The sequence below is a fragment of the Ketobacter sp. genome, assembly GCF_003671495.1.
In the GTDB taxonomy this organism is placed as follows: Bacteria; Pseudomonadota; Gammaproteobacteria; order Pseudomonadales; family Ketobacteraceae; genus Ketobacter.
In genome coordinates, this window is the sequence record NZ_RCHN01000034.1 from 21,568 (window position 1) to 43,409 (window position 21,842).

The 21,842-nt window shown below is 57.0% G+C and carries 18 protein-coding genes and 1 tRNA gene; 8 read left to right on the top strand and 11 right to left on the bottom strand.

The features are described 5' to 3' along the window. Nucleotides 1-428 precede the first annotated feature (428 nt). The 6 genes from D9N14_RS16370 to D9N14_RS16395 all read right to left on the bottom strand — a co-directional run bounded on the left by D9N14_RS16370 (nucleotide 429) and on the right by D9N14_RS16395 (nucleotide 5,156). A tRNA-Leu gene (locus tag D9N14_RS16370) sits at nucleotides 429-513 on the bottom strand. An 87-nt stretch (nucleotides 514-600) separates the two neighbouring features. Then, entirely contained in the window at nucleotides 601-1,743 is a 1,143-nt protein-coding gene (locus D9N14_RS16375; RefSeq protein WP_290581678.1) for a PleD family two-component system response regulator, read from the bottom strand. Between the two features lie 121 nt (nucleotides 1,744-1,864). Further along, on the bottom strand, nucleotides 1,865-2,644 hold the full coding sequence (locus tag D9N14_RS16380) for a hypothetical protein (RefSeq protein WP_290581680.1): 780 nt from the start codon (nucleotides 2,642-2,644) through the stop codon (nucleotides 1,865-1,867). 62 nt (nucleotides 2,645-2,706) lie between these two features. Continuing rightward, nucleotides 2,707-3,705 (bottom strand): NAD-dependent epimerase/dehydratase family protein, encoded by a 999-nt coding sequence (locus D9N14_RS16385; protein WP_290581682.1) that lies wholly within the window; start codon nucleotides 3,703-3,705, stop codon nucleotides 2,707-2,709. Then, nucleotides 3,702-4,541: an alpha/beta hydrolase gene (locus D9N14_RS16390; protein WP_290581684.1), complete on the bottom strand. Its 840-nt coding sequence runs from the start codon at nucleotides 4,539-4,541 to the stop codon at nucleotides 3,702-3,704. The genes D9N14_RS16385 and D9N14_RS16390 overlap by 4 nt, the downstream gene beginning before the upstream one ends. A gap of 24 nt (nucleotides 4,542-4,565) precedes the next feature. After that, nucleotides 4,566-5,156 carry a hypothetical protein gene (locus D9N14_RS16395; RefSeq protein WP_290581686.1) on the bottom strand — a complete coding sequence of 197 codons (591 nt, stop codon included), beginning with the start codon at nucleotides 5,154-5,156 and terminating at the stop codon, nucleotides 4,566-4,568. A gap of 125 nt (nucleotides 5,157-5,281) precedes the next feature. Between D9N14_RS16395 and D9N14_RS16400 the strand changes: the two genes are divergently transcribed. From D9N14_RS16400 to D9N14_RS16410, 3 genes are all read left to right on the top strand, one after another. Then, nucleotides 5,282-7,396 carry a GGDEF domain-containing phosphodiesterase gene (locus tag D9N14_RS16400; RefSeq protein ID WP_290581688.1) on the top strand — a complete coding sequence of 705 codons (2,115 nt, stop codon included), beginning with the start codon at nucleotides 5,282-5,284 and terminating at the stop codon, nucleotides 7,394-7,396. 107 nt (nucleotides 7,397-7,503) lie between these two features. After that, complete coding sequence (locus D9N14_RS16405) at nucleotides 7,504-8,685, top strand: acetyl-CoA C-acyltransferase (protein ID WP_290581690.1); 1,182 nt, start codon at nucleotides 7,504-7,506, stop codon at nucleotides 8,683-8,685. Nucleotides 8,686-8,891: 206 nt separating this feature from the next. Further along, entirely contained in the window at nucleotides 8,892-10,727 is a 1,836-nt protein-coding gene (locus D9N14_RS16410) for a beta-ketoacyl synthase (RefSeq protein WP_290581692.1), read from the top strand. Between the two features lie 28 nt (nucleotides 10,728-10,755). Here the strand turns inward: D9N14_RS16410 and D9N14_RS16415 are convergent, their stop codons facing one another. Next, complete coding sequence (locus tag D9N14_RS16415; protein ID WP_290581694.1) at nucleotides 10,756-11,106, bottom strand: hypothetical protein; 351 nt, start codon at nucleotides 11,104-11,106, stop codon at nucleotides 10,756-10,758. On the opposite strand from D9N14_RS16415, the gene D9N14_RS16420 reads away from it, so the two are divergent. The 4 genes from D9N14_RS16420 (at nucleotide 11,065) to D9N14_RS16435 (ending at nucleotide 15,370) form a co-directional block, all read left to right on the top strand. Further along, nucleotides 11,065-12,132, top strand: a complete 1,068-nt coding sequence (locus D9N14_RS16420; protein ID WP_290581696.1) for a Leu/Phe/Val dehydrogenase — start codon at nucleotides 11,065-11,067, stop codon at nucleotides 12,130-12,132. The genes D9N14_RS16415 and D9N14_RS16420 overlap by 42 nt on opposite strands. Nucleotides 12,133-12,135: 3 nt before the next feature. Beyond that, a complete protein-coding gene (gene pdhA, locus D9N14_RS16425) occupies nucleotides 12,136-13,215 on the top strand; it encodes a pyruvate dehydrogenase (acetyl-transferring) E1 component subunit alpha (protein WP_290581698.1) in 1,080 nt (359 codons plus the stop codon). 80 nt (nucleotides 13,216-13,295) lie between these two features. Further along, complete coding sequence (locus D9N14_RS16430; protein WP_290581933.1) at nucleotides 13,296-14,261, top strand: alpha-ketoacid dehydrogenase subunit beta; 966 nt, start codon at nucleotides 13,296-13,298, stop codon at nucleotides 14,259-14,261. Next, nucleotides 14,258-15,370: a dihydrolipoamide acetyltransferase family protein gene (locus D9N14_RS16435; RefSeq protein WP_290581700.1), complete on the top strand. Its 1,113-nt coding sequence runs from the start codon at nucleotides 14,258-14,260 to the stop codon at nucleotides 15,368-15,370. Before D9N14_RS16430 ends, D9N14_RS16435 begins: the two co-directional genes overlap by 4 nt. 25 nt (nucleotides 15,371-15,395) lie before the next feature. Here D9N14_RS16435 and D9N14_RS16440 read toward each other — a convergent pair whose 3' ends face one another. The 3 genes from D9N14_RS16440 to D9N14_RS16450 all read right to left on the bottom strand — a co-directional run bounded on the left by D9N14_RS16440 (nucleotide 15,396) and on the right by D9N14_RS16450 (nucleotide 19,985). Then, nucleotides 15,396-18,254, bottom strand: coding sequence for an EAL domain-containing protein (locus D9N14_RS16440; RefSeq protein WP_290581702.1), 2,859 nt, complete (start codon nucleotides 18,252-18,254; stop codon nucleotides 15,396-15,398). Nucleotides 18,255-18,452: 198 nt separating this feature from the next. Further along, on the bottom strand, nucleotides 18,453-19,160 hold the full coding sequence (locus D9N14_RS16445; RefSeq protein ID WP_290581704.1) for a DUF1499 domain-containing protein: 708 nt from the start codon (nucleotides 19,158-19,160) through the stop codon (nucleotides 18,453-18,455). A 54-nt stretch (nucleotides 19,161-19,214) separates the two neighbouring features. Next, nucleotides 19,215-19,985, bottom strand: coding sequence for a methyltransferase domain-containing protein (locus D9N14_RS16450; protein WP_290581706.1), 771 nt, complete (start codon nucleotides 19,983-19,985; stop codon nucleotides 19,215-19,217). 326 nt (nucleotides 19,986-20,311) lie between these two features. Here D9N14_RS16450 and D9N14_RS16455 point away from each other — a divergent pair, with 326 nt between their 5' ends. After that, nucleotides 20,312-20,506, top strand: coding sequence for a hypothetical protein (locus tag D9N14_RS16455; protein WP_290581708.1), 195 nt, complete (start codon nucleotides 20,312-20,314; stop codon nucleotides 20,504-20,506). Between the two features lie 147 nt (nucleotides 20,507-20,653). Here the strand turns inward: D9N14_RS16455 and D9N14_RS16460 are convergent, their stop codons facing one another. Continuing rightward, nucleotides 20,654-21,838: an iron-containing alcohol dehydrogenase gene (locus tag D9N14_RS16460; RefSeq protein WP_290581710.1), complete on the bottom strand. Its 1,185-nt coding sequence runs from the start codon at nucleotides 21,836-21,838 to the stop codon at nucleotides 20,654-20,656. Nucleotides 21,839-21,842 lie beyond the last annotated feature (4 nt).

A 21,842-nucleotide genomic window follows, 5' to 3' on the forward strand; every position in this document is an offset into this window, starting at 1 on the left:
GTGCTAGAGACATCACCACCCAAGCCAGAAAACCACAAAAACAACAACAAATACAATAACAAATTGACACTCCAGCACTCAGAAAACAACTTAGCGTTAGCGTCGGATTTCAAACCTGCACCACCAACGACCCAACCCCGAAGTCACTACCCCAATCGAAAACTGCAATCCAATATGCACCCGTGAAAGTAGCTTCGCAGTCATCCCCAGAGACATGGTGCATAGGGCCGCACGAACGCTTATGAAAACGTCGGGACTTTCTAGGCCGACTCTTGAAAGAGCTGCGCAACGCTGTCTGGCTAGAAATTTTTATTAAAAACAATAAGATATGGTTATACACTGCCATTTCATGGTTAACATAAATCATATAATGGCAGTTTTTGCCACTTTATGCTTTATCATACGACAGGGAAAATAGGAGGAACAGATGGTGCGCCAGGAGGGACTTGAACCCCCACGCCTCTCGGCACCAGAACCTAAATCTGGCGTGTCTACCAATTTCACCACTAGCGCATGATGTTGAGAGGCGCGCATTCTAGCAAGTTTTCCGGCGATGTGAAACGCTTTTGCGGAGCACGAACAGAGGGGTGTTTAGACCGTTTACGCGCTCTCGATCTGCGACAGGAGAGCCGCCCGCTGTTCCACCGACAGGGCTTGCCACAAGGGCAGTAAACGCTGCATGGCCAGGGGAATTTGATCTTCGATGGCCTCCGCGCCTTCCGCCGTGAGAGTCGCCAACAGGCCATCAAGGGAAAAGTCAGTGACATCCTGCAGCCCACTGTCCTTGACCCGGTCAGCGGATTCAATCAAGGCGTGCACCCGGTTACCACCGGCAGAGGCCGCTTGCTGCAACGCCTGCTCGGTTTTCGCCATGCACTGGGCGTACAGGTCGGAGCCCTTGTCACCGGGCACATAGAGCCCGATGGACACGCTGATTTCCAGTACCTCGCCCCGTAACTTGGCTTTAAAGCCGGCGATGGTCTGGCAGATTCTTTCCGCCAGACGGGATGCGCCATCCGGGCCGGCAGTGGGCAGGGAAATGGCAAAGCGCGACAGGCCAATGCGGCCAACCCCGTCTTCCTTGCGCACATTTTTAAGCAGCACTTTCGAGATCTGTTGAACCAGGCTGTCGGCCCCCTTGCGGCCGATCTTAAGGAACAGGTCGTTGAAGCGATCCACTTCCACCAGCATCACGGCGATATCGTGATTATGGCGGGCCACAAAGGACAGGTCTTTTTCCAGGTGTTCCTTGAAGCTGCGTTCATTGCTGAGGCCGGTCAGGGTGTCTACACTGGCCACTTCCTGCAACGTTCGGGTGTTGCGCTGGTAGGTGGCATGGGCATGGGCCCGGGCTTTCAGGTCAGTAGAGTTGAACGGCTTGGTGATGAAATCCGTCGCGCCCTGCTGCAGGGCCTGTTCCTTGGCTTCATCATCGTTCTCAGCGCCGGTGACCACGATCACCGGCAGGTTTCGAATGCCTTCATCCTGGGAGGTACGGATGGCTTCCAGCAACTGATAGCCGTTCATCTTCGGCATGTTGAGGTCGGTGAACACCACCTGGATGCTGGAATCGTCGTGAATCATATCCAGGCCCTGTTGGCCATCCTCAGCCACCACCACATCGAAGTCCGCCCCCAGCATCTTGACGGCGGACTTTCTCATCACCTTGGAATCATCGATGAGCAGGATTCGGGTTTGGCTCTCAGAATCGGCATCCATCTGATTTTCGACGGCTTCGGACATGGATTTAGGGCTCCCGGCGGAACGAAAGGATTACCTTCACTATAGACAGTAATGGACCTTTGGGTAGATTAACCGAGTTAGGAACCCATGACATCTGAGAAGCTGATCACAGTTCAGGCACTCAGGTGCCGGAAGCGCCGCTCATCAATGCACCCACTTCTTTATCCAGCTTTTCCAGACGCCCGTTAAGCTGGCTGCGATGGGCATCAATGGCTTTGATGGCCACTTCCAGGCTGGTGATCCGGTCATCAAAATCCGCGGCATTGCCCAGGATGGATTTCATCTGTTGCAGGTCTTTCTTCAACGTCTCCGAAGTCTTGGCCAGGGTCGCACTGCTTTCCTTGATCTCACCCAGTTGCTTTTTCAACGCTGCGTGCTGTTCCTCAGAGGCACTGACCTTTTTGCTGAGACTGCCAATGGAACTGCTGCTGGACTTCAACTCGCCCTGCAACGCCTTCACATCCTTGACCAAGCCTTCAATTTCGGGGCGGTTCTTTTTGTTGGAGAGATCCCACAGCTTGCGCACCTCGCTGTCCAGCAATTTGATATCGGCCACCATCTGGTCGCCGGATTTGCTGAGAGTGTTGTCCCGGTTTTCCAGGTTCGACTGCAGCTGGGACAACGCCTGCTCCGCGGTTGCCAGATTGGCGGTGGAGGCTTTCAGGCTGCTTTGCAGGCGCTCGATTTTGTCCCACAGGAACCAGCCGCCCCCGGCACTGAACACGATCAACACGATTAAAACAGACCATAGTCCTGCCTGGCTGGATGGGGCTGCACCGGCTGCCGGGCGGGAAGGTTTCGGGGAATGGGTTTTCGCGGGTTTGCCCCGAGAGCTCTGTCGTTGTGCCAACTCATCGCGGGCAGGCTTCATACTGAGGTCGCCGAGCGGATCATTCGTCATGTTTTGGATATCCAGTGGTCTTGAACATGGCGGACATTATACAGATATATCCGCTCTCTCTCCTAGGCTGATCGGCTATTCCACCATTGGGCAAACGCCGCCAGGGTTTCGCTGATGTCGGTTTGGGGCTCATAGTCCAGCTTGCGGCGGGCACGCTCGATGTTCAGGGTGAAGGAATTGCCCATGACGGCGACCTTGTGGCGCATCAGGTCGGGCTCCTGCTCCGAGCGCCGCAACCGGTAGAACGCCTCCACCGCGGACGCCAGGGTAAACGCCACGCCATAGGTTACCTTGCGGGTGACCGTGGGCAAGCCCACCTGCGGCATCAGCTGGTTCACCAGATCCCAAAAGTTCACCGCCTGGGGGTCACTCAGGTTATAGACATCACCACAGACATCATCGGGGCCGAACACGGCGCAATCCAACCCCAACATCAGATTGCCGATGCTGGTCATACTGATGATGTTGCGGCCTTCCCCCACCTGGGTCAGGCGTCCGGCCTGATGGCTGCGGATCAGTCTGGGCAGAATGCTGTGATCGCCGGGCCCCACCACAAAACGGGGCCGCAGCGACAGGGTTTTCATCTGTTCGCTGTGAGCGCGCATGACCCGGGTTTCCGCCTGGTATTTGGTGCGGGCGTAATGATCGGCAAATCGCGGCGGCAGAAAATCTTCTGTCACGTTAAGGTGGTCATTGAAATCGAAGTAGACACTGGGCGTGCCCAGATTCACAAACCGCTGCACTCCGGCATCCACTGCGGCTGCCAGCACATGCTCCGTGGACTGGACATTGGCATGGTAGTAATCCACGTACTCGCCCCACACACCGGAGCGGCCGGCGCAATGCACTACCACATCCATATCCTTGCAGATGAGCTTGACCAGGGGCACGTCCTGCAAATCTCCGCGGTAATAATGGGCGCCGGTGGCGGCTGCCAGTTGATTGCCCAACACCAGGTTGCGACCGCTGAAAAATACTTTCACGTCCGGCCGGGTCTGGCTCAGGTGGCGCACATAATGGCTGCCGATAAAACCGGTGCCCCCGGTGATCAGAATTTTCATTGCGAGGTTCCCGCCATAAACGAGAGCAACAGGGACATGGTGCGCTGGTGATTGGGCATAAAGGGCAGAAAATCAAAGATCGGCCGCACGTGGCCATAACCCGCTTGCAGGTGCAGTTGTACCGGCTGCCCCACCGCCTGCGCCGCCTGCAACATCTGCTGGGCATTGCGAGAACCAATCACCTTGTCCCGATCACCGTGCAACATGAGGATCGGCACCTTGCCTTCACCCACATAGTTGATGGGTTTGACCGCTTCGAAGCCCGGTTGTGCCGGCGCAAAGATATCGGAATACACCGGAGAAACCTCGGGCCGGAAACGGTACACACCGGATAATCCGATGACCCCGCCGATATCGGCTTGCGCCAGCCCGGCCAGGGCCCGGTAACGTTCATCCAAAGCCACCATGCAGGCGATGTGAGCGCCGGCGGAATGCCCCATCAGGTAGAGCGGTGCCGCGCCGAATCCATAACGGGGTCCCTCCCGTCGCAACCAGGCAATGGCGTGGGCTACATCTTCTATGAACAGCGGATAGCGCACCGCCGGGTACAGGCGATAACCCACCACCGCGCAGGTGATGCCATAGGCTGCCATGGCCGAGCCCAGATAGGCATACTCCGCTTTATTGCCGGAATGCCAGCCACCGCCGTGCAGGAACACCATCTGGGTACCGCGCAGCGAATCCCGCGGCAGGTAAATATCCAGGGACTGCCCGGCATCCCGCCCGTAATGCAGGTTCTGAATGACCTTGCCAGGGCGGTGGCCTGCCCAGCGCAAGCCGGTGAACAGGCCTTTGCGCAAGCTGGTTTGCACCCGATCCAGGGAATGTTTGATCATGACGAGACAGGTTGTGGCGAATGTTCAGGGATTCGCAAAGACAAGGTTTTTTCCTTTCTTGTATTGCGGCGTCAACAGCCGGAGCTTTTTATCGGAGGTAATCATATACGGAATGAACACCGAAAGGGTATCGGGATGGATATGATTCAGCTCCACCCGTATACCCGGCTGCGAGGTTTCAGTATCGGTGCGGGTGGCCAGATAATCCATGAAAAAGCCTGCCGCCCGTATACGACGCTCACTGGCCAACTGGTGGGTTTTTTTCACCAGGGATTCCATCGCGCGTTCAGGGTGACCGTCCCGCAATGAGACCGGTGTACCGATCAGGCGAATTTCATTATCGTGTCCCAGCATGGCAACAAAGGGAAAAAAAGTGCCCTGCTCCACCAATTCCGGCGCCAGCATGCGCAGCCCCTCATCCAGCAAAGTTTGCAGTTCCCGGCGGGCGATTTTGGAGGACACCGGCGGCTGACTGACACCGCCAGGCCCCGCACTGGGCTCTGAGGCTTCGGTAGGATCCGGTGGCGGGCTTTCACCCATGGCCCCTTCAGCAGAGCACCAGGGCGATCCCAACAGCGCCAGCAGGGCAAACAGTATGTATAGGTACGACCTCACATCCCTCGTCTCTTAAAATATCGTTAAAAAGCCCATGCAAACCTTTGACTTTCTAACTGGTTATAATTAATACTCTTCCTAATAACACTAGAATAATAAACGGCCACTCGACTTGGAAGCGATCCATGCAGGGTAAACTTAATAGCCGACTTTCCAACAAACTCTTCTTTGCCGTCATGGGCACTGCCCTGCTCATGGGTCTTCTTCTCAGTATCGTACAAATCATGCTGGATGCACGTCAGGCCCGTAAAAGCCTGGAAACCGAAGCCCAGCAAATCCTGGCCATGATGAAAGAACCGGCCACCCAGGCTGCCTACAACAAGGATGAGATTCTGGCGGAGCAGGTGGTGCAGGGTCTGTTCCGCAACAACGCTGTCTTTTACGCGGCTGTATCCATTCCCGAAAAACCGCCCCTGGCGTCAGAATTCCGCAATAAAAACATCATTCCCTATCGTTCTCTGATTTCCTCGATTTTCGGGCAGGAGCTGAGTTATACCCTGGAACTGCGGGGCATCGCCCCGGGCGCCGAAAACCAGGGGCGCAATGAGCTGTTCGGCAACCTGGAAGTGAGCCTGGATCCTTCCGGCGCAGCCCATGAATTTATCGAGCGCAGCAAAACCATCATCCTCTCCGGACTGACCCAGGCCATTGTATTCGGCTCCGTTTTATACCTGATATTCCAGGGTTTGATTGCCCGCCCCATGACCTCGCTGCTGAGTTCGCTGGAGGAGATTGACCCCATGCGTCCGGCGCAAAACCAGTTGGATGCGCCACGGGGACATGAAGATGACGAGCTGGGGGCCTGGGTTCAGAAGATCAACGACCTGTTCAAAGCCATCGAGAAGTACAACAGCAAACGTCGGGTGGCGGAAGCCCACGTGGAGCGGCTCAGCAATTACGACATGCTGACCGAACTGCCCAACCGCAACATGTTGCTGCGCCGAATCGAACAATCCATCCAGGACGCCAATCACCAGGACGATATGTTCGCAGTGCTCTATTGCGCGCTGGATGATTTCAAATCCGTTAACCTGCTGCATTCTTATCACGCCGGTGACAAATTACTGCTGACGCTGGCGGATCGTTTCCGGGCAGACCTGGACCCCACCCACACCATTGCGCGGGTGGGCGGTGATGTCTTCGCCATGGTGATTCCCAACCTGGATAACCACTACCAGGCAGCGGATGTGGCGCAGAAAGTATTGGACAGTGTGCGGCGCCCATTCCGCCTGGATAATCACAACATCAGTCTGTCGGCCACCATTGGCATCACTATCTACCCCCACGACGCCGCCACCGCCGATCAACTGCTGAAGAATGCAGAGAACGTGATGCAGCTGGCCAAATCCCAGGGCGGCAACAATTATCAGTTTTATGTGGCCAATGTGGATCAACGCATTCGGGAAACCAAAGTGCTGGAACGCCAACTGGCCACGGCGGCGGAAGACAACGAACTGCAACTGGTGTTTCAGCCCCAGGTCAACCTGGTGACGGGCGACGTACGCGGTGCTGAGGCGCTGGTACGCTGGCATCATCCGGAGCGGGGCATGATCTCCCCGATTGAATTTATTCCCCTGGCCGAGCGCACCGGCGCCATCGTCGCCATCGGCGAATGGGTTTTGAAACAATCCTGCCATGCCCTGCGGCGCTGGTTGGAAGCGGGCTTCCACAACCTCACCATTTCCGTGAACGTCAGTGCCATTCAGCTCCACCAGTCCGACCTGGTCAACACGGTGAAACGACTGGTGCGGGAAACCGGCATCCCTCCGCAACACCTGATGCTGGAGATTACCGAAACCGCAGTCATGGAAAATGTGGATCTGGCCATCCGCCTGCTGAAACAGATGAAAGAGATCGGAGTACAACTGGCCATCGACGATTTTGGAACCGGCTATTCCTCTCTCAGCTATCTGAAAAAAATGCCCATGGATGAAGTAAAAATTGACCGCGCCTTCGTCCAGGACATGCTGGAGGACCCGGACAACGGCACCATTGTGGACGCCATCATCCAACTGGGGCACAGCCTGGGCCTGTCGGTTATCGCCGAAGGCACCGAAACCCTGGACCAGATCAAATACCTGCAGGAATGCGAATGCGACGTGGCACAGGGTTACTACTACAGCCAGCCCATCCGGGAGGATTCATTCCTCACTTTCCTCAGCCACCAGCGCAGCCAGGTCAAGAGCGCCACCCAGCGCGCAGCCAAATCCACAAGTCCCGTATTGAATAAATCCAGCTGACCCTCTACTCCATTTGGCGTATTTGATCATTCGCACCACCTGCCGTTTCTGGGTAAAATGCCTGCTTTGTCGTATCGACTTCACTAGACGAATTAGGACTACACACCATGAGCGAAGATGCAGTTGTCATTGTTAACGGCGCCCGCACCCCGATGGGTGGCTTTCAGGGTTCACTTGCTTCCGTCACCGCCACCGAGCTGGGGGCAATAACCATTCGTGAGGCCGTTGCCCGTGCCGGTATCGCCCCGGAAGACGTGCAGGAAGTGATCATGGGCTGTGTGTTGCCCGCCGGCTTGAAGCAGGGCCCTGCCCGCCAGGCGGCCCTGGATGCCGGCCTGCCGGCAGCCACCGGTTGCACCACCATCAACAAGCTGTGCGGATCCGGCATGAAAGCCACCATGCTGGCCCACGACCTGATCAAAGCCGGCACCAACGACATCATGGTGAGCGGCGGCATGGAAAGCATGTCCAACGCGCCCTATGTATTGGAAAAAGCCCGCGCCGGCTACCGCATGGGTCACGGCGAGATCAAGGATCACATGTTCCTGGACGGCCTGGAAGATGCCAAAACCGGTCGCTTGATGGGTTCCTTCGCCCAGGAAGTAGCGGACAAGGAGGGCTTGTCCCGGGAAGCCATGGACGAGTTTGCCATTGCCTCCCTGCAGCGGGCCCAACAGGCCATCGCCAACGGCAATTTCAAAGATGAAATCGTGCCGGTTACCGTGCAGACTCGCAAAGGTGAAGTCGTGGTGTCTGAGGACGAACAGCCGGGCAACGCCAATCTGGAAAAAATCCCCACCTTGCGCCCAGCCTTTGCCAAAGACGGCACCGTGACCGCCGCCAACGCCTCCTCCATTTCCGATGGTGCCTCGGCACTGGTGTTGATGCGTGAATCGGTGGCCAAAGCCAAAGGTCTGCAGCCACTGGCCCGCATCGTGGCCCACTCCACCCAATCCCAGCACCCGTCCGAGTTCACGCTGGCCCCCATCGGTTCCCTGCAATCCCTGTTTGAGAAAACCGGCTGGAGTGCAGCGGATGTGGATCTGTTTGAAATCAATGAAGCCTTTGCCATGGTCACCATGCTGGCCATGCAGAAGCACAATATTCCCCACGAGAAAGTGAATGTGCACGGTGGTGCCTGCGCCCTGGGTCACCCGGTGGGCTCAACCGGCTCCCGCATCATCCTGAGCCTGATTCATGCGCTGAAGCAACGTGGCGGCAAGAAAGGCGTTGCCTCCCTCTGCATCGGCGGAGGAGAAGCCACCTCCATGGCCATCGAGATCCTCTGACCCAGATCCTCTGTAATCCAGTCCCTCTAAGCGCATTAGCGAGGCGCTGATTCAGCGCCTCGCAACCCCGCCCAGACATACCTTTTTACACTTTTACAAATGGTTTCACTTTAGACAAACAATTGTGACCGCTTGGTCTAGCGGGGATTTTCACACTCCCTACAATAGACAGGCTATACATTCCCGCAGGCACATGGAGTCACACTTTGAAAGCGTTACCCTTAATCATCGGATTTGGTGGCATTAATGCCGCTGGACGGTCGTCGTTCCATCATGGCTATCAGCGCATGGTGTTCGACAGTCTTGATCAGGCCCGCCAAGCCGAATGCCTGCAAAGCCTTGCCGTGTTGATGAAAAACGGTGGCGAGAAAACCCTGAGCCAGGACGAGATTCTGGCGGGCACCCTGATTCGAAAAATTGAAAAAAGCCATTTCGATGTGGAGCGGGTAAGCCTGCAAAAGCCGGTAAAAATGGATGGCCAGAATAAAGAGCTGATTTTCAAACTGCGCAAGAAAGATCTGCCCAATGCCATCCCGGACAACTGGCACGTAACCCTGAACGGGGACGAAGCCACCGTGGTCTGTGACGACGCCACGCGCATTTTGCTGGAAGATACCCAACCCTACCCGGTGCGGGCGGCCGGTCAAATCCCCAGTGGTTTTGAACCGGGCGACACCTACAGTTCCCGCAACCATCCCCGCGGTTTGCAATTGGCCACCTATGCGGTGTCCGACGCGCTGCGTTCCACCGGCATCCCCTGGGACCTGATTCAACAGAAAGTGGACCCGCAAAAGATCAGCGTTTACGCCAGCAGTGCCATGGGGCAGCTGGACGAATACGGCACCGGTGGCATGCTGCGCAGCAATCTTCAGGGTAAGCGGGTCAGCTCCAAACAATGCCCCATGGGCTTCTCGGATATGACGGCAGACTTCGTCAACGCCTACGTGCTGGGCAACGTGGGTAATACCGGCGCCATGGCCGGGGCCTGTGCCACATTCCTCTACAACCTGCGCATGGGTATTCAGGACATCCAAAGCGGCCGCGCGGAAATTGCCTTGGTGGGTGCCAGCGAAGCCCCGATCCTGCCGGAAGTCATGGAAGGTTACCGCGCCATGAGCGCGCTGGCGGACGATGAAGGTCTGCGCAAACTGGACGGCGTAGCAGAAGGCGAAGTGGATTATCGCCGGGCCTGTCGCCCCTTCGGCAACAATTGCGGCTTCACCATTGCAGAAGCATCACAGTTTGTGGTGCTGTGCAGTGACCGCCTGGCCCTGGAGTTGGGTGCTTCAATCTACGCGGCAGTGCCCGAAGTATTTATCCACGCCGACGGCATCAAGCGTTCTATTTCCGCACCCGGCATTGGTAATTATCTTACCGTCGGACGGGCGCTGGATTGCCTGAGCCAGGCCCTGGGCTCCAACGCTGCCCTTAACCAGACCTTTGCCATGGCCCACGGCACCGGCACGCCGCAAAACCGGCAAACTGAATCCCATATTCTCAACACCCTGGCCGAAGCCTTTGGCATTGCAGAATGGCCGCTGGCAGCGGTGAAGTGTTTTCTGGGGCATTCCATCGGTGTGGCCGGTGGCGACCAGATCGCGGCGGCACTGGGGGTTTTCGATCACCAGATCCTGCCGGGTATTACCACAGTGCAAGGTTTTGCCGATGACGTACAACGCTCTAATCTGTCCCTCAGCAATCAGCATCGTGACTATGGTGCGCGACACTTCCAGGGGGCACTGATCAATGCCAAAGGTTTCGGCGGCAACAATGCCAGTGGCGTGATGCTGTCTCCCCAGTGGTGCGAGACCTTCCTGCAGAAACGCCACGGAGCCAAAGACTGGTCGGCTTATCAACAACGCCAGGAAGCGGTACAGGCGGCACAACGGAAGTATCACGATGATGTGCTGACGGCAATTCCGGCATCCATCTATCGTTTTGGCGAACCGGAAACCAAAGGCGAACAACTGGGTATATCCCGCACGTCGATCACCATCCCCGGTTATCCGGAAGTGGACCTGAAAACCGATTTCGACTACTGAAACCCTGCCTGAAAAACCAGACGCCCGGTTATATGAATGTTTTCTTTAATCGGGCGCAGTTATTAAAATCCTGCTGCACTTTCGTTGCTTCCTCCTCTTCACATTTTTTGTACAAAATCAGTTTGTGATGGTTCCCAAAGCTTTTCAACAAGTTAGAGAGCCCCAACAACCATAGCGCCACAAATACCGACTTTTTTACCTCGGCAACCTTCCGCAAATACATTATATTTTTCAGTAACACCACATCGTTGTTCGTATTGCGCGCTGCGATCCAGTCAGCAATACGCACCGGAAAAACCACGAGTGCTACCCCACTCACGTTTGGAAGGAGCAAGGTATGTTCGACATCATCGAGCAGGCACACCTGGGTGAACTGCATTTCAAATCCGATCCCGCCAACGGGCTCAAAGCCATTATCGCCATCCACAACACCAAACTCGGCCCCGCTTTGGGTGGCTGTCGTTGCCTTGAATACGCCACCGATGAGGACGCGATTCACGACGTCATCCGCCTGGCTCGCGGCATGAGTTATAAATCAGCGCTGGCCAAAGTGCCCCAGGGTGGAGGCAAAGCGGTGATCCTGAAACCCAAAGAGCCCTTTAATCGCCGCACGCTGTATAACGCCTTCGGCCGTTTTGTGAATGAGCTGGGTGGCCGTTACATCACCGCCATCGACAGCGGTACCACACTGGAAGACCTGGATGAAGTGGGCCGGGTTACGCCTTATGTCTCCGGCAATCTGAGCGACGGCCTTGACCCCTCCCCCAACACGGCTCTGGGTGTGCTCGCCGGCATGAAAGCCGCCGCCCTGCAACGTTACGGCAGCGCCAGACTGAAGGGGCTGACGGTGGCCATTCAGGGCATCGGCAACGTGGGATTCCATCTGGCTTCCCTGCTGTACGAGGAAGGCGCCAAATTGTTGGTGGCGGATCTGGATGAGAAAAAAGTCAATCAGGCACGCAATGCGTTTCACGCCGAGCCCCTGGCACCGGATCAGTTTTGTTCCGCCCACTGCCATATTCTGGCGCCCTGCGGCCTGGGTGGGGTGATCAACGAGCACAGCATCCAAGAACTGAATTGCGACATCATCGCCGGTTCTGCCAACAATCAATTGGCTGCACCGGAGCTTGGTCAACGCCTGCACGACCTGGGCATCCTGTACGCACCGGACTACGTGATCAATGCCGGTGGACTGATTCAGGTTTCCCTTGGCATGAGTATGGGGATGGGTATGGGCACGGCAAAACACCATGCCTCCCAACAGACTATCGCCAACAAGACCTGGGGTATCAGCGAAACACTCTACGACATTTTCAGCCGATCCTGCGTTGAAAACCTGCCGCCGTCCACCGTGGCCGACCTGATGGCGGAAGAGATTCTATACGAAACACACGGAGGGGCCTAAGCCATGCAGTACACGAAAACACCTTACCAACAAAAACAAATGATCGACGCGAACGGTGCTGTGGTGGGCTCGTTACCCGAATCTGTGAGCGATGAACTGTTGCTGAAAAGCTATCGCACCATGGTGATGATCCGCACCTTCGATCAACGGGTGGTTGCCCTGCAACGCACCGGCCAAATGGGCACCTACGCCTCGTGCCTGGGTCAGGAGGCCATAGGCACCGGAATCGGCTTGGCACTGAAAAAAGATGACGTATTTCTGCCTTACTATCGGGATCAGGCCACCCAGTACCTGCGCGACATTCCCCTCCATCAGCAAATGCAATACTGGGGTGGCAACGAATGGGCCAACCACTTCTCCGGAATTGCACAACAGGATTTTCCCAATTGCGTTCCCATTGCTACGCAAGTCACCCACGCCGCCGGGGTGGCCAGCGCCATGAAAATCCGCGGCGAAAAGCGCTGTAGCCTGGTGACCTGCGGTGAAGGCGCCACCTCTCGCGGCGATTTTTACGAAGCCATGAACCTGGTGGGCGTGTGGCAATTGCCCATGGTGATGGTGGTGAACAACAACCAGTGGGCCATTTCCGTGCCTCGCAACATCCAGACCGGCGCGGAAACCATTGCCCAGAAAGCCGTCGCCGCCGGCATCGAGGGTTTTCAGGTGGACGGCAACGATGTGTGTGCCGTCTATGATGCGGTGCGTTACGCGGTGAACAAAGCCCACAGCGGTAAAGGTGGCACACTGATCGAGGCGGTGAGCTACCGCCTGGGGGATCACACCACCGCCGACGACGCCACCCGCTACCGTTCCCACGAGGAAGTGAACGAGGCCTGGAAACGGGAACCCATCAAACGCCTGCAGACCTATCTGCACGCAAGCGACTTGTGGGATGAAGATCAGGAACAGGCACTGCAGGAACACTGCAAGCAGGAAGTAGAGCAAGCGGTGAAAACCTATCTGTCGCAACCGGCCCAGCCGGTGGCGGATCTGTTCGACTATTTGTTTGAAGAGACCCCTGCTCACCTGGCATTACAAAAACAACGGGCGCTGGAAAAAATGGCCCGACTGGGAGGTAAATGATCATGGGCATGCACGAAAAAATTGCCGACCTGAACCAAAAACACAAACCGGTGGACACCAAGACACCTCATGTGGTCACCATGATTGAAGCCATCAATATGGCCCTGCACCGGGCCATGGACGCCGACCCCAATGTGGTGGTACTGGGAGAGGACGTGGCCACCAACGGCGGTGTGTTCCGCGCTACCGTGGGCCTCAAGGATCGCTTCGGCCATAAGCGGGTAATGGATACGCCGCTGGCGGAAACCCTGATTGCCGGCATCAGCGTTGGCATGGCGGCACAGCAACTGCGCCCGGTGGCGGAAATCCAGTTCATGGGATTTATCTATGCAACCATGGAACACATTGTGTCCCATGCTGCACGCCTGCGTAACCGGACCCGGGGCCGCCTCACCTGTCCTATGGTGTTGCGGGCGCCCTACGGTGGCGGCATCCACGCACCAGAACATCACTCGGAAAGCACCGAAGCCCTGTTCGCCCACATTCCCGGTATCCGGGTGGTGATCCCCTCCTCGCCCACGCGCGCCTATGGGCTGTTGCTGAGCGCCATTGAAGATCCGGACCCGGTGATCTTTCTGGAACCCAAGCGCATTTACCGCATGGTGAAGCAGGAAATCTATGACGATGGCGTGGGCCTGCCCCTGGATACCTGCTACACCCTGCGCCAGGGCGAACACATCACCCTGATCAGCTGGGGCGCCATGGTGCACGAAACCCTGCAGGCCGCCGACAAACTGCATCAACAAGGTGTCTCCGCCGAAGTCATAGACGTGGCCACCATCAGCCCGTTGGACATCGACACCCTGGTGGCCTCAGTGCAGAAAACCGGACGCTGCGTCATCATCCAGGAGGCGGCACGACACTGTGGCGTGGCTGCGGAAATCTGTGCCGCCATTCAGGAGCAGGCATTCCATAGCCTGCAGGCCCCCATCGCCAGGGTCACCGGTTTCGACACTCCCATGCCCTATCTGCAGCGGGAAAACGTCTACATGAACAGCGCCAGCGACATTGTGGACGCCGCCATCCACACTCTGGAGGTCGCATGAAATACTTCAAACTACCGGACCTGGGAGAAGGCCTGCAGGAAGCGGAAATCGTCGAATGGCACATCCAACCCGGGGACCAGGTCAGCACCGGCCAGATCATCGTTTCGGTGGAAACCGCCAAAGCCATCGTCGACATTCCTGCGCCTCAGGATGGCGTCATCGCCGCCTGCTTCGGGGACGCAGGCGACCTGATTCACACCGGCGAACCCCTGCTGGAGTTTGTCGGGGAACAGCAGGAAGATACCGGCACCGTCGTCGGAAAGATGGAGTCCGCCAGCGAGCATTCCGAGCGCGAACAGTTTGTCATCGGCAGCCCTTATCGGCCCGGCCCCACGGTGCCCCTGGCGACGCCAGCGATTCGTGCCCTGGCCAAACGCCTGAACGTGGATCTGAGCAAGATCTCCGGCAGCGGCAACCATCACATGATCACCAGTGATGACGTGGAGCGGGCCGCCCGCCTGACCCAGGACCTGGGGGAAGCCCAGAGCCTGAAGGGTGTGCGCCGCAGCATGGCGCGCAACATGGCCAAGGCCCACGCGGAAGTGGTGCGAGTCACCATCAACGACGACGTGGACATTGATCACTGGCAGGCGCAGGAAGACATTACTCTGCGACTGGTGCGGGCCATCGCCAATGCCTGTAAACAGGAACCCAATCTCAATGCCTGGTACGACAGCAGCAACGATACCTTCCGGGTCATTGAAAAGGTGGACCTGGGCATCGCAGTGGATACACCGGATGGTTTGTTCGTCCCGGTCCTGCGGGATGTGGCAACGCGGGAAGCGGGTGACTTGCGTGACGGTATGAACCACCTGCGCCAGGATGTAAAAAAGCGCACCATTCCCCCCAGTGAAATGAGTGGCGCCACCATCACCCTGTCCAACTACGGCACCATCGCCGGCCGCTATGGCAACCCCATCGTGGTCCCCCCCATGGTGGCCATCCTCGGCGCGGGCAAAATCTACAGCAACGTGGTGGATACCGGCATCGCGTTTGCCAGTCATCGCTTCCTGCCGCTGAGCCTGAGCTTTGACCATCGGGTGATTACCGGCGGCGAGGCAGCCCGGTTTCTGAAAGCGGTGATGGAGGATCTCAGTATGAGTGATTGAGGTACATCATTGATGAACTTGGTGATTAACCGGCGGATTTGATGGCTTCGATCTCATCAATGGGAAACGGCCTGGATATGCCATAGCCCTGGGCATAGTCCACGCCGATGCGCTGCAGGAGTTCCGCGATATCGTCATTCTCAACAAACTCGGCGATGGTTTTCTTGCCCATCACATGCCCGATGCGATTGATGGACTCCACCATGGCACGATCAATCTCACTGCCCACCATATCCTTGATGAACGCGCCATCAATTTTCAGGTAGTCCACCGGCAGATTTTTCAGATACCCGTAAGACGAAAAACCGCTGCCGAAATCATCCAGGGAGAAACTGCAACCGATGGCACGGAACTCCTCAATGAATTTCAGGGTGGAGGACAAATTGGTCACCGCGATGGTTTCGGTGATCTCGAAGCAGATTTTTTCCGGCGGAATGTCATAGCGTTTGAACTGTTCCCGCAAATACCCCGGAAACTCCTTGTCACCCAGAGTAAGCCCGGAAAGGTTCACCGAAATATCGCCAATGCTGTGCTGCTTCAATGGGTTTTCGTTCAACCAGCGGAACAGGGTCCTTACCACCCAGCGATCCACCTGGGGCATAAGATTGTAGCGTTCCGCCGCTGGCAGGAAGGTTCCGGGGAAGACGATTTCCTTGTCATATTGCAGCCGCAGCAAGACCTCATAACTTTTGCCGCCAAATGCATCACCGGACAACGCCACGATAGGCTGTACGTAAAGCTGGAACCGGTCATGTTCGATGGACTCGGAGATGCGGGAGGCCCATTCCAGTTGCGTCTGGTGGGATGCCAGCTGGGTATCCTTGGGATCATAAACGTGAACCCGGTTACGGCCGGAATTCTTAGCAGTTAAGCAGGCGGCGTCTGCCATATTCATCACATCTTTCACGGTTTCCAACTCGGGCACCAGGTGCACCAGCCCCACACTGGCCGCCGGGTTGAATACCCGACCATCCCAATCAAAGCGCATGGCCTGGATCTGGGCCCGAATTTTTTCCGCCACGTTAAGGGCGTTGGCCTCCTCACAGTTGGTGAGCAGGATGGCAAACTCATCGCCCCCCAACCGGGCCAGAACATCGCCGCCACGGGTGAGCTGACGCAGGATCAGGGTCACCTGACGCAACAGCTCATCACCGGCCACGTGGCCACAGGTATCGTTGACCAGTTTGAATTGATCCAGGTCCAGCAGCAGCAAGGTATGGTGTTCACCCTGGTGGTGAACCTCCTCCAGGGCCTGGTGCAAACGGCTTTCAAACTCCCGTCGGTTCACCAGCCCGGTGAGGGGGTCGTGGCGGGACAAAAACATCAATTGCTCTTCATTGCGCTTGCGTTGGGTAATGTCGAAAACAAACCCTTCCACTATGGCGTCGCGGCCCCACTCCGCTCCTGAGATCACTTTTGCCGACACCGACAGCCAGCAGACCTGGCCATCCCGACGAAAGCCTTTCATCTCAAAGTGATGTACCCGCCCCTTCTCCATGATGTTGTGCGTCAGACCACGGTAATCGGATTCGCTGAGAAAATCCGTCACTTCACGACGGGCGAAATCTTCAATCAGCTCCTGAGGGTTGGTGTATCCCAGCATGGCGGCCATGGCCGGGTTTACGGCAATCAACTGACCTTCCAGGTCGCTTTGGTAAATGCCTTCGGCTGCGTTCTCGTACAGTGATCGATAACGCTCCAGGTTCTGGATGGATTGCCGTTGGGCTTTCTGCTTGGCATGCCGTTCCAGGTTGATGCTGTCCGCCAACGCCATGGAGAACAGCACGATTTCCAGGGTAACGCCGAATTGCAGCAGATATTCCGTCAAGATGGTGACGGGGATCAGCCCCATTTTCGACAGGGAGAACAGAGCGGCCCCCACAAAATACACCAGCCAACCGGCCACAAAGTAGCGCGCCCTGCGCAAACCTCGGTACAGCAATACCGAACCGATGACCAGACAGATCAGGGTGCTCGGCAAAACCAGGATCGTGGCCAGCTTAACCGCCAGGTTATAGGGCACAAACAGGGAGACCGAACACAGCAGTAATGCCACCGCCACCACGCCCGCCAACAACCAGGCCGCCGCCGGCCAACGCCGTGACAGGTCCAGGAACGAGAGGGTGAACATGCAGCGGAACACGGCGGCAAAGGCGATGAACAGAATCAGGCTGGTTTGGTGCCAACCTTTCAGCTCAGGCCACAGATACTGATAGGCCAGACCATCCATAGAGGCCTGAAACAACAGGATGGCCGCACCATACCCCACATAATACAGATAACTTTGATCCCGCACCACCAGAAACACGAAGGTGTTGTACAGGATCATCACCAACAGCACCCCCACAAAGGCGCCCTTCATCAGCAAGGTTCCCTGTTCCACATTCCAGAAGGCATCCCGGCTCCAGACCCGCAATGGGATTTCCACTGAACCTTCGCTTTGCACCCGCAGATACAGTTCCAGCGAGCCGTGTTCCACCGCCGGCATCTCCATCACAAAATTTCGGTGCCAGATCGGTCGCTGCCAGAACGAACGCTGATCGCCGGTGCTGGTTCGGTTCACCACCACTCCCTGGTTCAGGAAATAGAGATCCAGTTGATCCAGCAGGGGATAGCCCACTTCCAGCAGATACTGATCGCCCTGCACAAAAGACGGAATCCGCACATGAATCCAGACCGCGTCGGTGTTGAATCCCAGGTTAACAATGGGCGCGCCCACCGGCTGCCAGGCATCATCCATGGGTCGTTGCAACAGATCCTCAATCTGCAGACGGCCGGTGGGGTCATGCAACAGTTTGGCGGGCAACACGATGGGAAAATGGGATTGGCTGGAGGGGGACTGGGGCAGGCCATAGGCGGCGCCGCAACCGAACAGCAGCGTCATCAATAACGCCATCATCCCCGATACGATTGTGCAGCAACGGGTATTGCGCCTGCTTCCAGGCAACCTGCTGTAACGGATTGGCTTCATAAAAAAACGGTCAAATGATCATACTAAGCAAGGCCCCAAGTTCATTAAATCATAGCTTAGAACCAGGCCCGGGACAGGCCCGATTACAATTTATTGCACAACATCAATAGGTTAGACACGTAATGCAGCTAAAAAGGCGCGAATTCGCTCTGCGTTCTTACCCAGATCACTCTTGCCAACCCGGCTCACGGAACGCACATCCACCTGCGTGCCGCCTTGCGCCAACCCGGTAGCGCGAACGGTGATATCGTCCACAAAGCCGAACCAGAACGTGGTGTCGGTGGCTTCCACCAGGCCAAGATCGGCGTCCACTGCCACAACCTGCCAACCCAGCTCAGCGGCGACCTGCTGGATTCTGGCCACAACCTTGGCCTTGTCCTCCGCCAGCGTGAGTGGCCCCAGGTCAGGATAGAACGCCTGCTGGGGCTCACGATTCGACGCAGCGGACTGCGGCGGATTAGCCCCCGGCGGGCGTTGCGATGAGATCGGCGGCGGGTTATCCCAGGTGGTGGCGATGTCATACAACACCGGTACCTGGCTGGCCTTCAGGCCAAAATGGAAGACCATGGCCACCGGTACCGCCAGTACCAGGATTACCCAGATACCCTGTTGGGTGGCCTGCCGGTATTGCCGGCGCAACGCCAGGAGTACAGCCACCCCGGCCAACGCCAGCATGATCGCTGCCGTGAGTGCCGCCCCTGCCAACAGCGGCAGTGCCAGTGCCAGGCCCCACCAGCCAAAGCGCACACCGAGTGCGAGCACCGGAAAACTGAGCGCCACCACGACCGCCAGCGGCAACAGAACCGGTACCAGTTTCATGAATTTATCCATTTTGCCCCCTGATGATGGATGGTTTGAGTGCTGGCCTGTGGCTCAAGACGATTCCGCCTGCCGTGCCATGACATGGTAGTAGCGCCCCAGGGAACGATAGGGTTCCTGCCGGGAAAAGCGCTTTTCCAAGGCGATAATGTCTTCCGCAGAACGCCGGCTCTGGATGTCTTTGTGCATATAATCATGAAACACCCGCACCCCGCTTTGGCAATCTATCTGCCAACCCTGCTCCGCCAGGAAACCCACCACGCGGTCAGGCTCCAGCGGATAGAGCGGTGTCAACCCCTTGCCACTGCCCTGCACCTGGTCGTTGCTCACGCGATCAAAATAACCCCGCACCAGACTGCGGAACACCGTGGAATGGCGATTATAAAACATCAGGGAGAGATAGCCTCCGGGTGTCAGCCAGCCCTGCAGAATGGCCAGCAGACCCTGCCAATCCTGCACCCACTCCAACACCGCGTGACACAGAATCAGGTCGTACGGGTGAGCCGGTGCCGGCAACCGCTGGATGGCATCGCAGATAAAGGTGTAATGCTGGTCCAGCTGTTCAGCCTGCGCCGCCTGCCGGGCATTATCCACCATGACACGGGAGTGATCACAAAGTGTGATCTGATGGCCGGCTTGCGCCAGTTTGCGGGAGAACTGCCCCTCACCCCCTCCGGCATCGAGCACCCTCAGCGGCTGCGCCAGGCGGTCACCCATGACCTCCTGCAGATCCCGCTCCAGAACCGCCAGCCGAACACTGCCTTTGGTGCCGCTGTAGATCCGCTGGGAAAACTGCAACGCCAGGTCATCGAAATTGCGATCCATAGCCAAAAACCAGCCCCCCCCTAACCAATATTGTTTAATGAACAGACTGTCAAAATTCGTCAATCAGTGCCGTATCCAGGCGCTTTTGCTACCGGGTTCACAGTTGTTGGCGACCACCCCTGTCAGATTTTGACACTCTTAACACTTTTGAAGGTTGCCGCTACTCCACTTCGACAGCGCAATTTACACTAACTACAACAAACCGCTAAACGAAAAAAACAAACAGCGCTCAGCATACCAAACCCATTCGGGTATCCCCTGAGGCTGATAAGGCTAGTTGTACGGTTATACGAGCGGTTAATTGAGGTTAATCGAGGTTACTCAGCATGATCAAACTGATTCAGACTCACTTGAAGAAGAAAAAGATTCAAGCCCGGGCATCAATGCCAAAGCAGGTGGTCATGGTGAACAAGGAAGATATCCAGCGCAAACTGGCGGAGTACAAGCCTGGCACCCAAACCCGCAAGGCCAATTTCCAGGGCCCCACCCTGAACCGCCAGGAGTTTGAAAGCGCGCTGTAAGCCCCGGCTTGCCGTTGTGCTCGATTGAGCCGCAGCGCTTCACGCAATCATCGCAGCGCTCCACGCAATCATCAGAGGATGCCCGTCCAGATCAGGTTATGGATGCTGAACGGGCTCCTACCAACGACACCTCTCCAGTCCAGCGCCTTACCAGGCTTTCTCCAGCACTGAAATTGCATCATCCAGATCCACTTCCACCGGATTGAAAATGATCGACCCGTCGTCCAGGGCCATCTCGGCCAGTTTCTGAATCTGGTCCCGGCTTACCTTGCCGGTTTCTGACAGACTGCGGGGCAGCTTGCAACGGCGGTACAGCTCGTCGCGGATCTCGCGCAGGGTATTGATGGCCGCCCGGCCACGATCAGCGGCCGGAGTACGGGCATAGACCTCCGCACCCGCCAACGGCAGCAGCAACTCACCAATGACGTCCCCCCGCTCCGCCAGGTTGTACTCCAGCACATAGGGCAGGAACAGATTCATGCACAGGCCGTGGGGCAGATGGCAGAGCGCACCCAGGGAATGCCCCAGGGAATGCACCAAGCCCACCATGGAGTTGGAGAAGGCAATGCCTGCCATGGTGGAGGCCTGGGCCAGCTCCAGCCGCGCGTCGGCGTCGTCCGGCGTGTTCAGCACCTGCATCAGGTTTTCACTGATTTTTTTGATGGCGGACACTGCATAGGCATCACTGATGGGATTCTTGCCCATGCCGGTGAATGCCTCCACCGCGTGGGTCATGGCATCCATGGCAGTCATGGCCGTGATGTGGGCCGGCAGGGTGAGGGTCATGCGGGGATCCAGAACCGCGGCGTTGGGCAGCAGGAAATAGGAGGTAAAGGGCAGCTTCACGCCCTTCTCCGGATCGGCAATCACCGCCACCAGCGTCACTTCAGACCCGGTACCCGCCGTGGTGGGCACCACAAAGAAGGGCTTCAGTGGTTTGGTCAACACCCCCACTCCGGAAAACGCCGTCAGGTCTTCCCCGTCTTCCGACACCAGGATATTCACGCCTTTACTGGTATCAATCACCGAACCACCGCCCACGGCAATGATGGAATCACAACCGCTGTCGCGATACAGCTTGGCGATTTGAGTGACTACCGTGGTGGACGAATCCGGTGGCACGTCATCGTAGATTTCCACCACATCCATGCCACTTTCTGCGAAGGCACCGAGCACATGGTCAATCAAACCCGCACCGCGCACGCCTTTGTCGGTAATGATCATAGGCCGTGCAGCAGCCAGAGTCCGCAACTCGTGGGGGATGTGCTCAAGAGCGGCGTTGCCGGCCACAATTTTGACCGGACAGAAAAATTCATAATAGGATTTTGTCATGGTA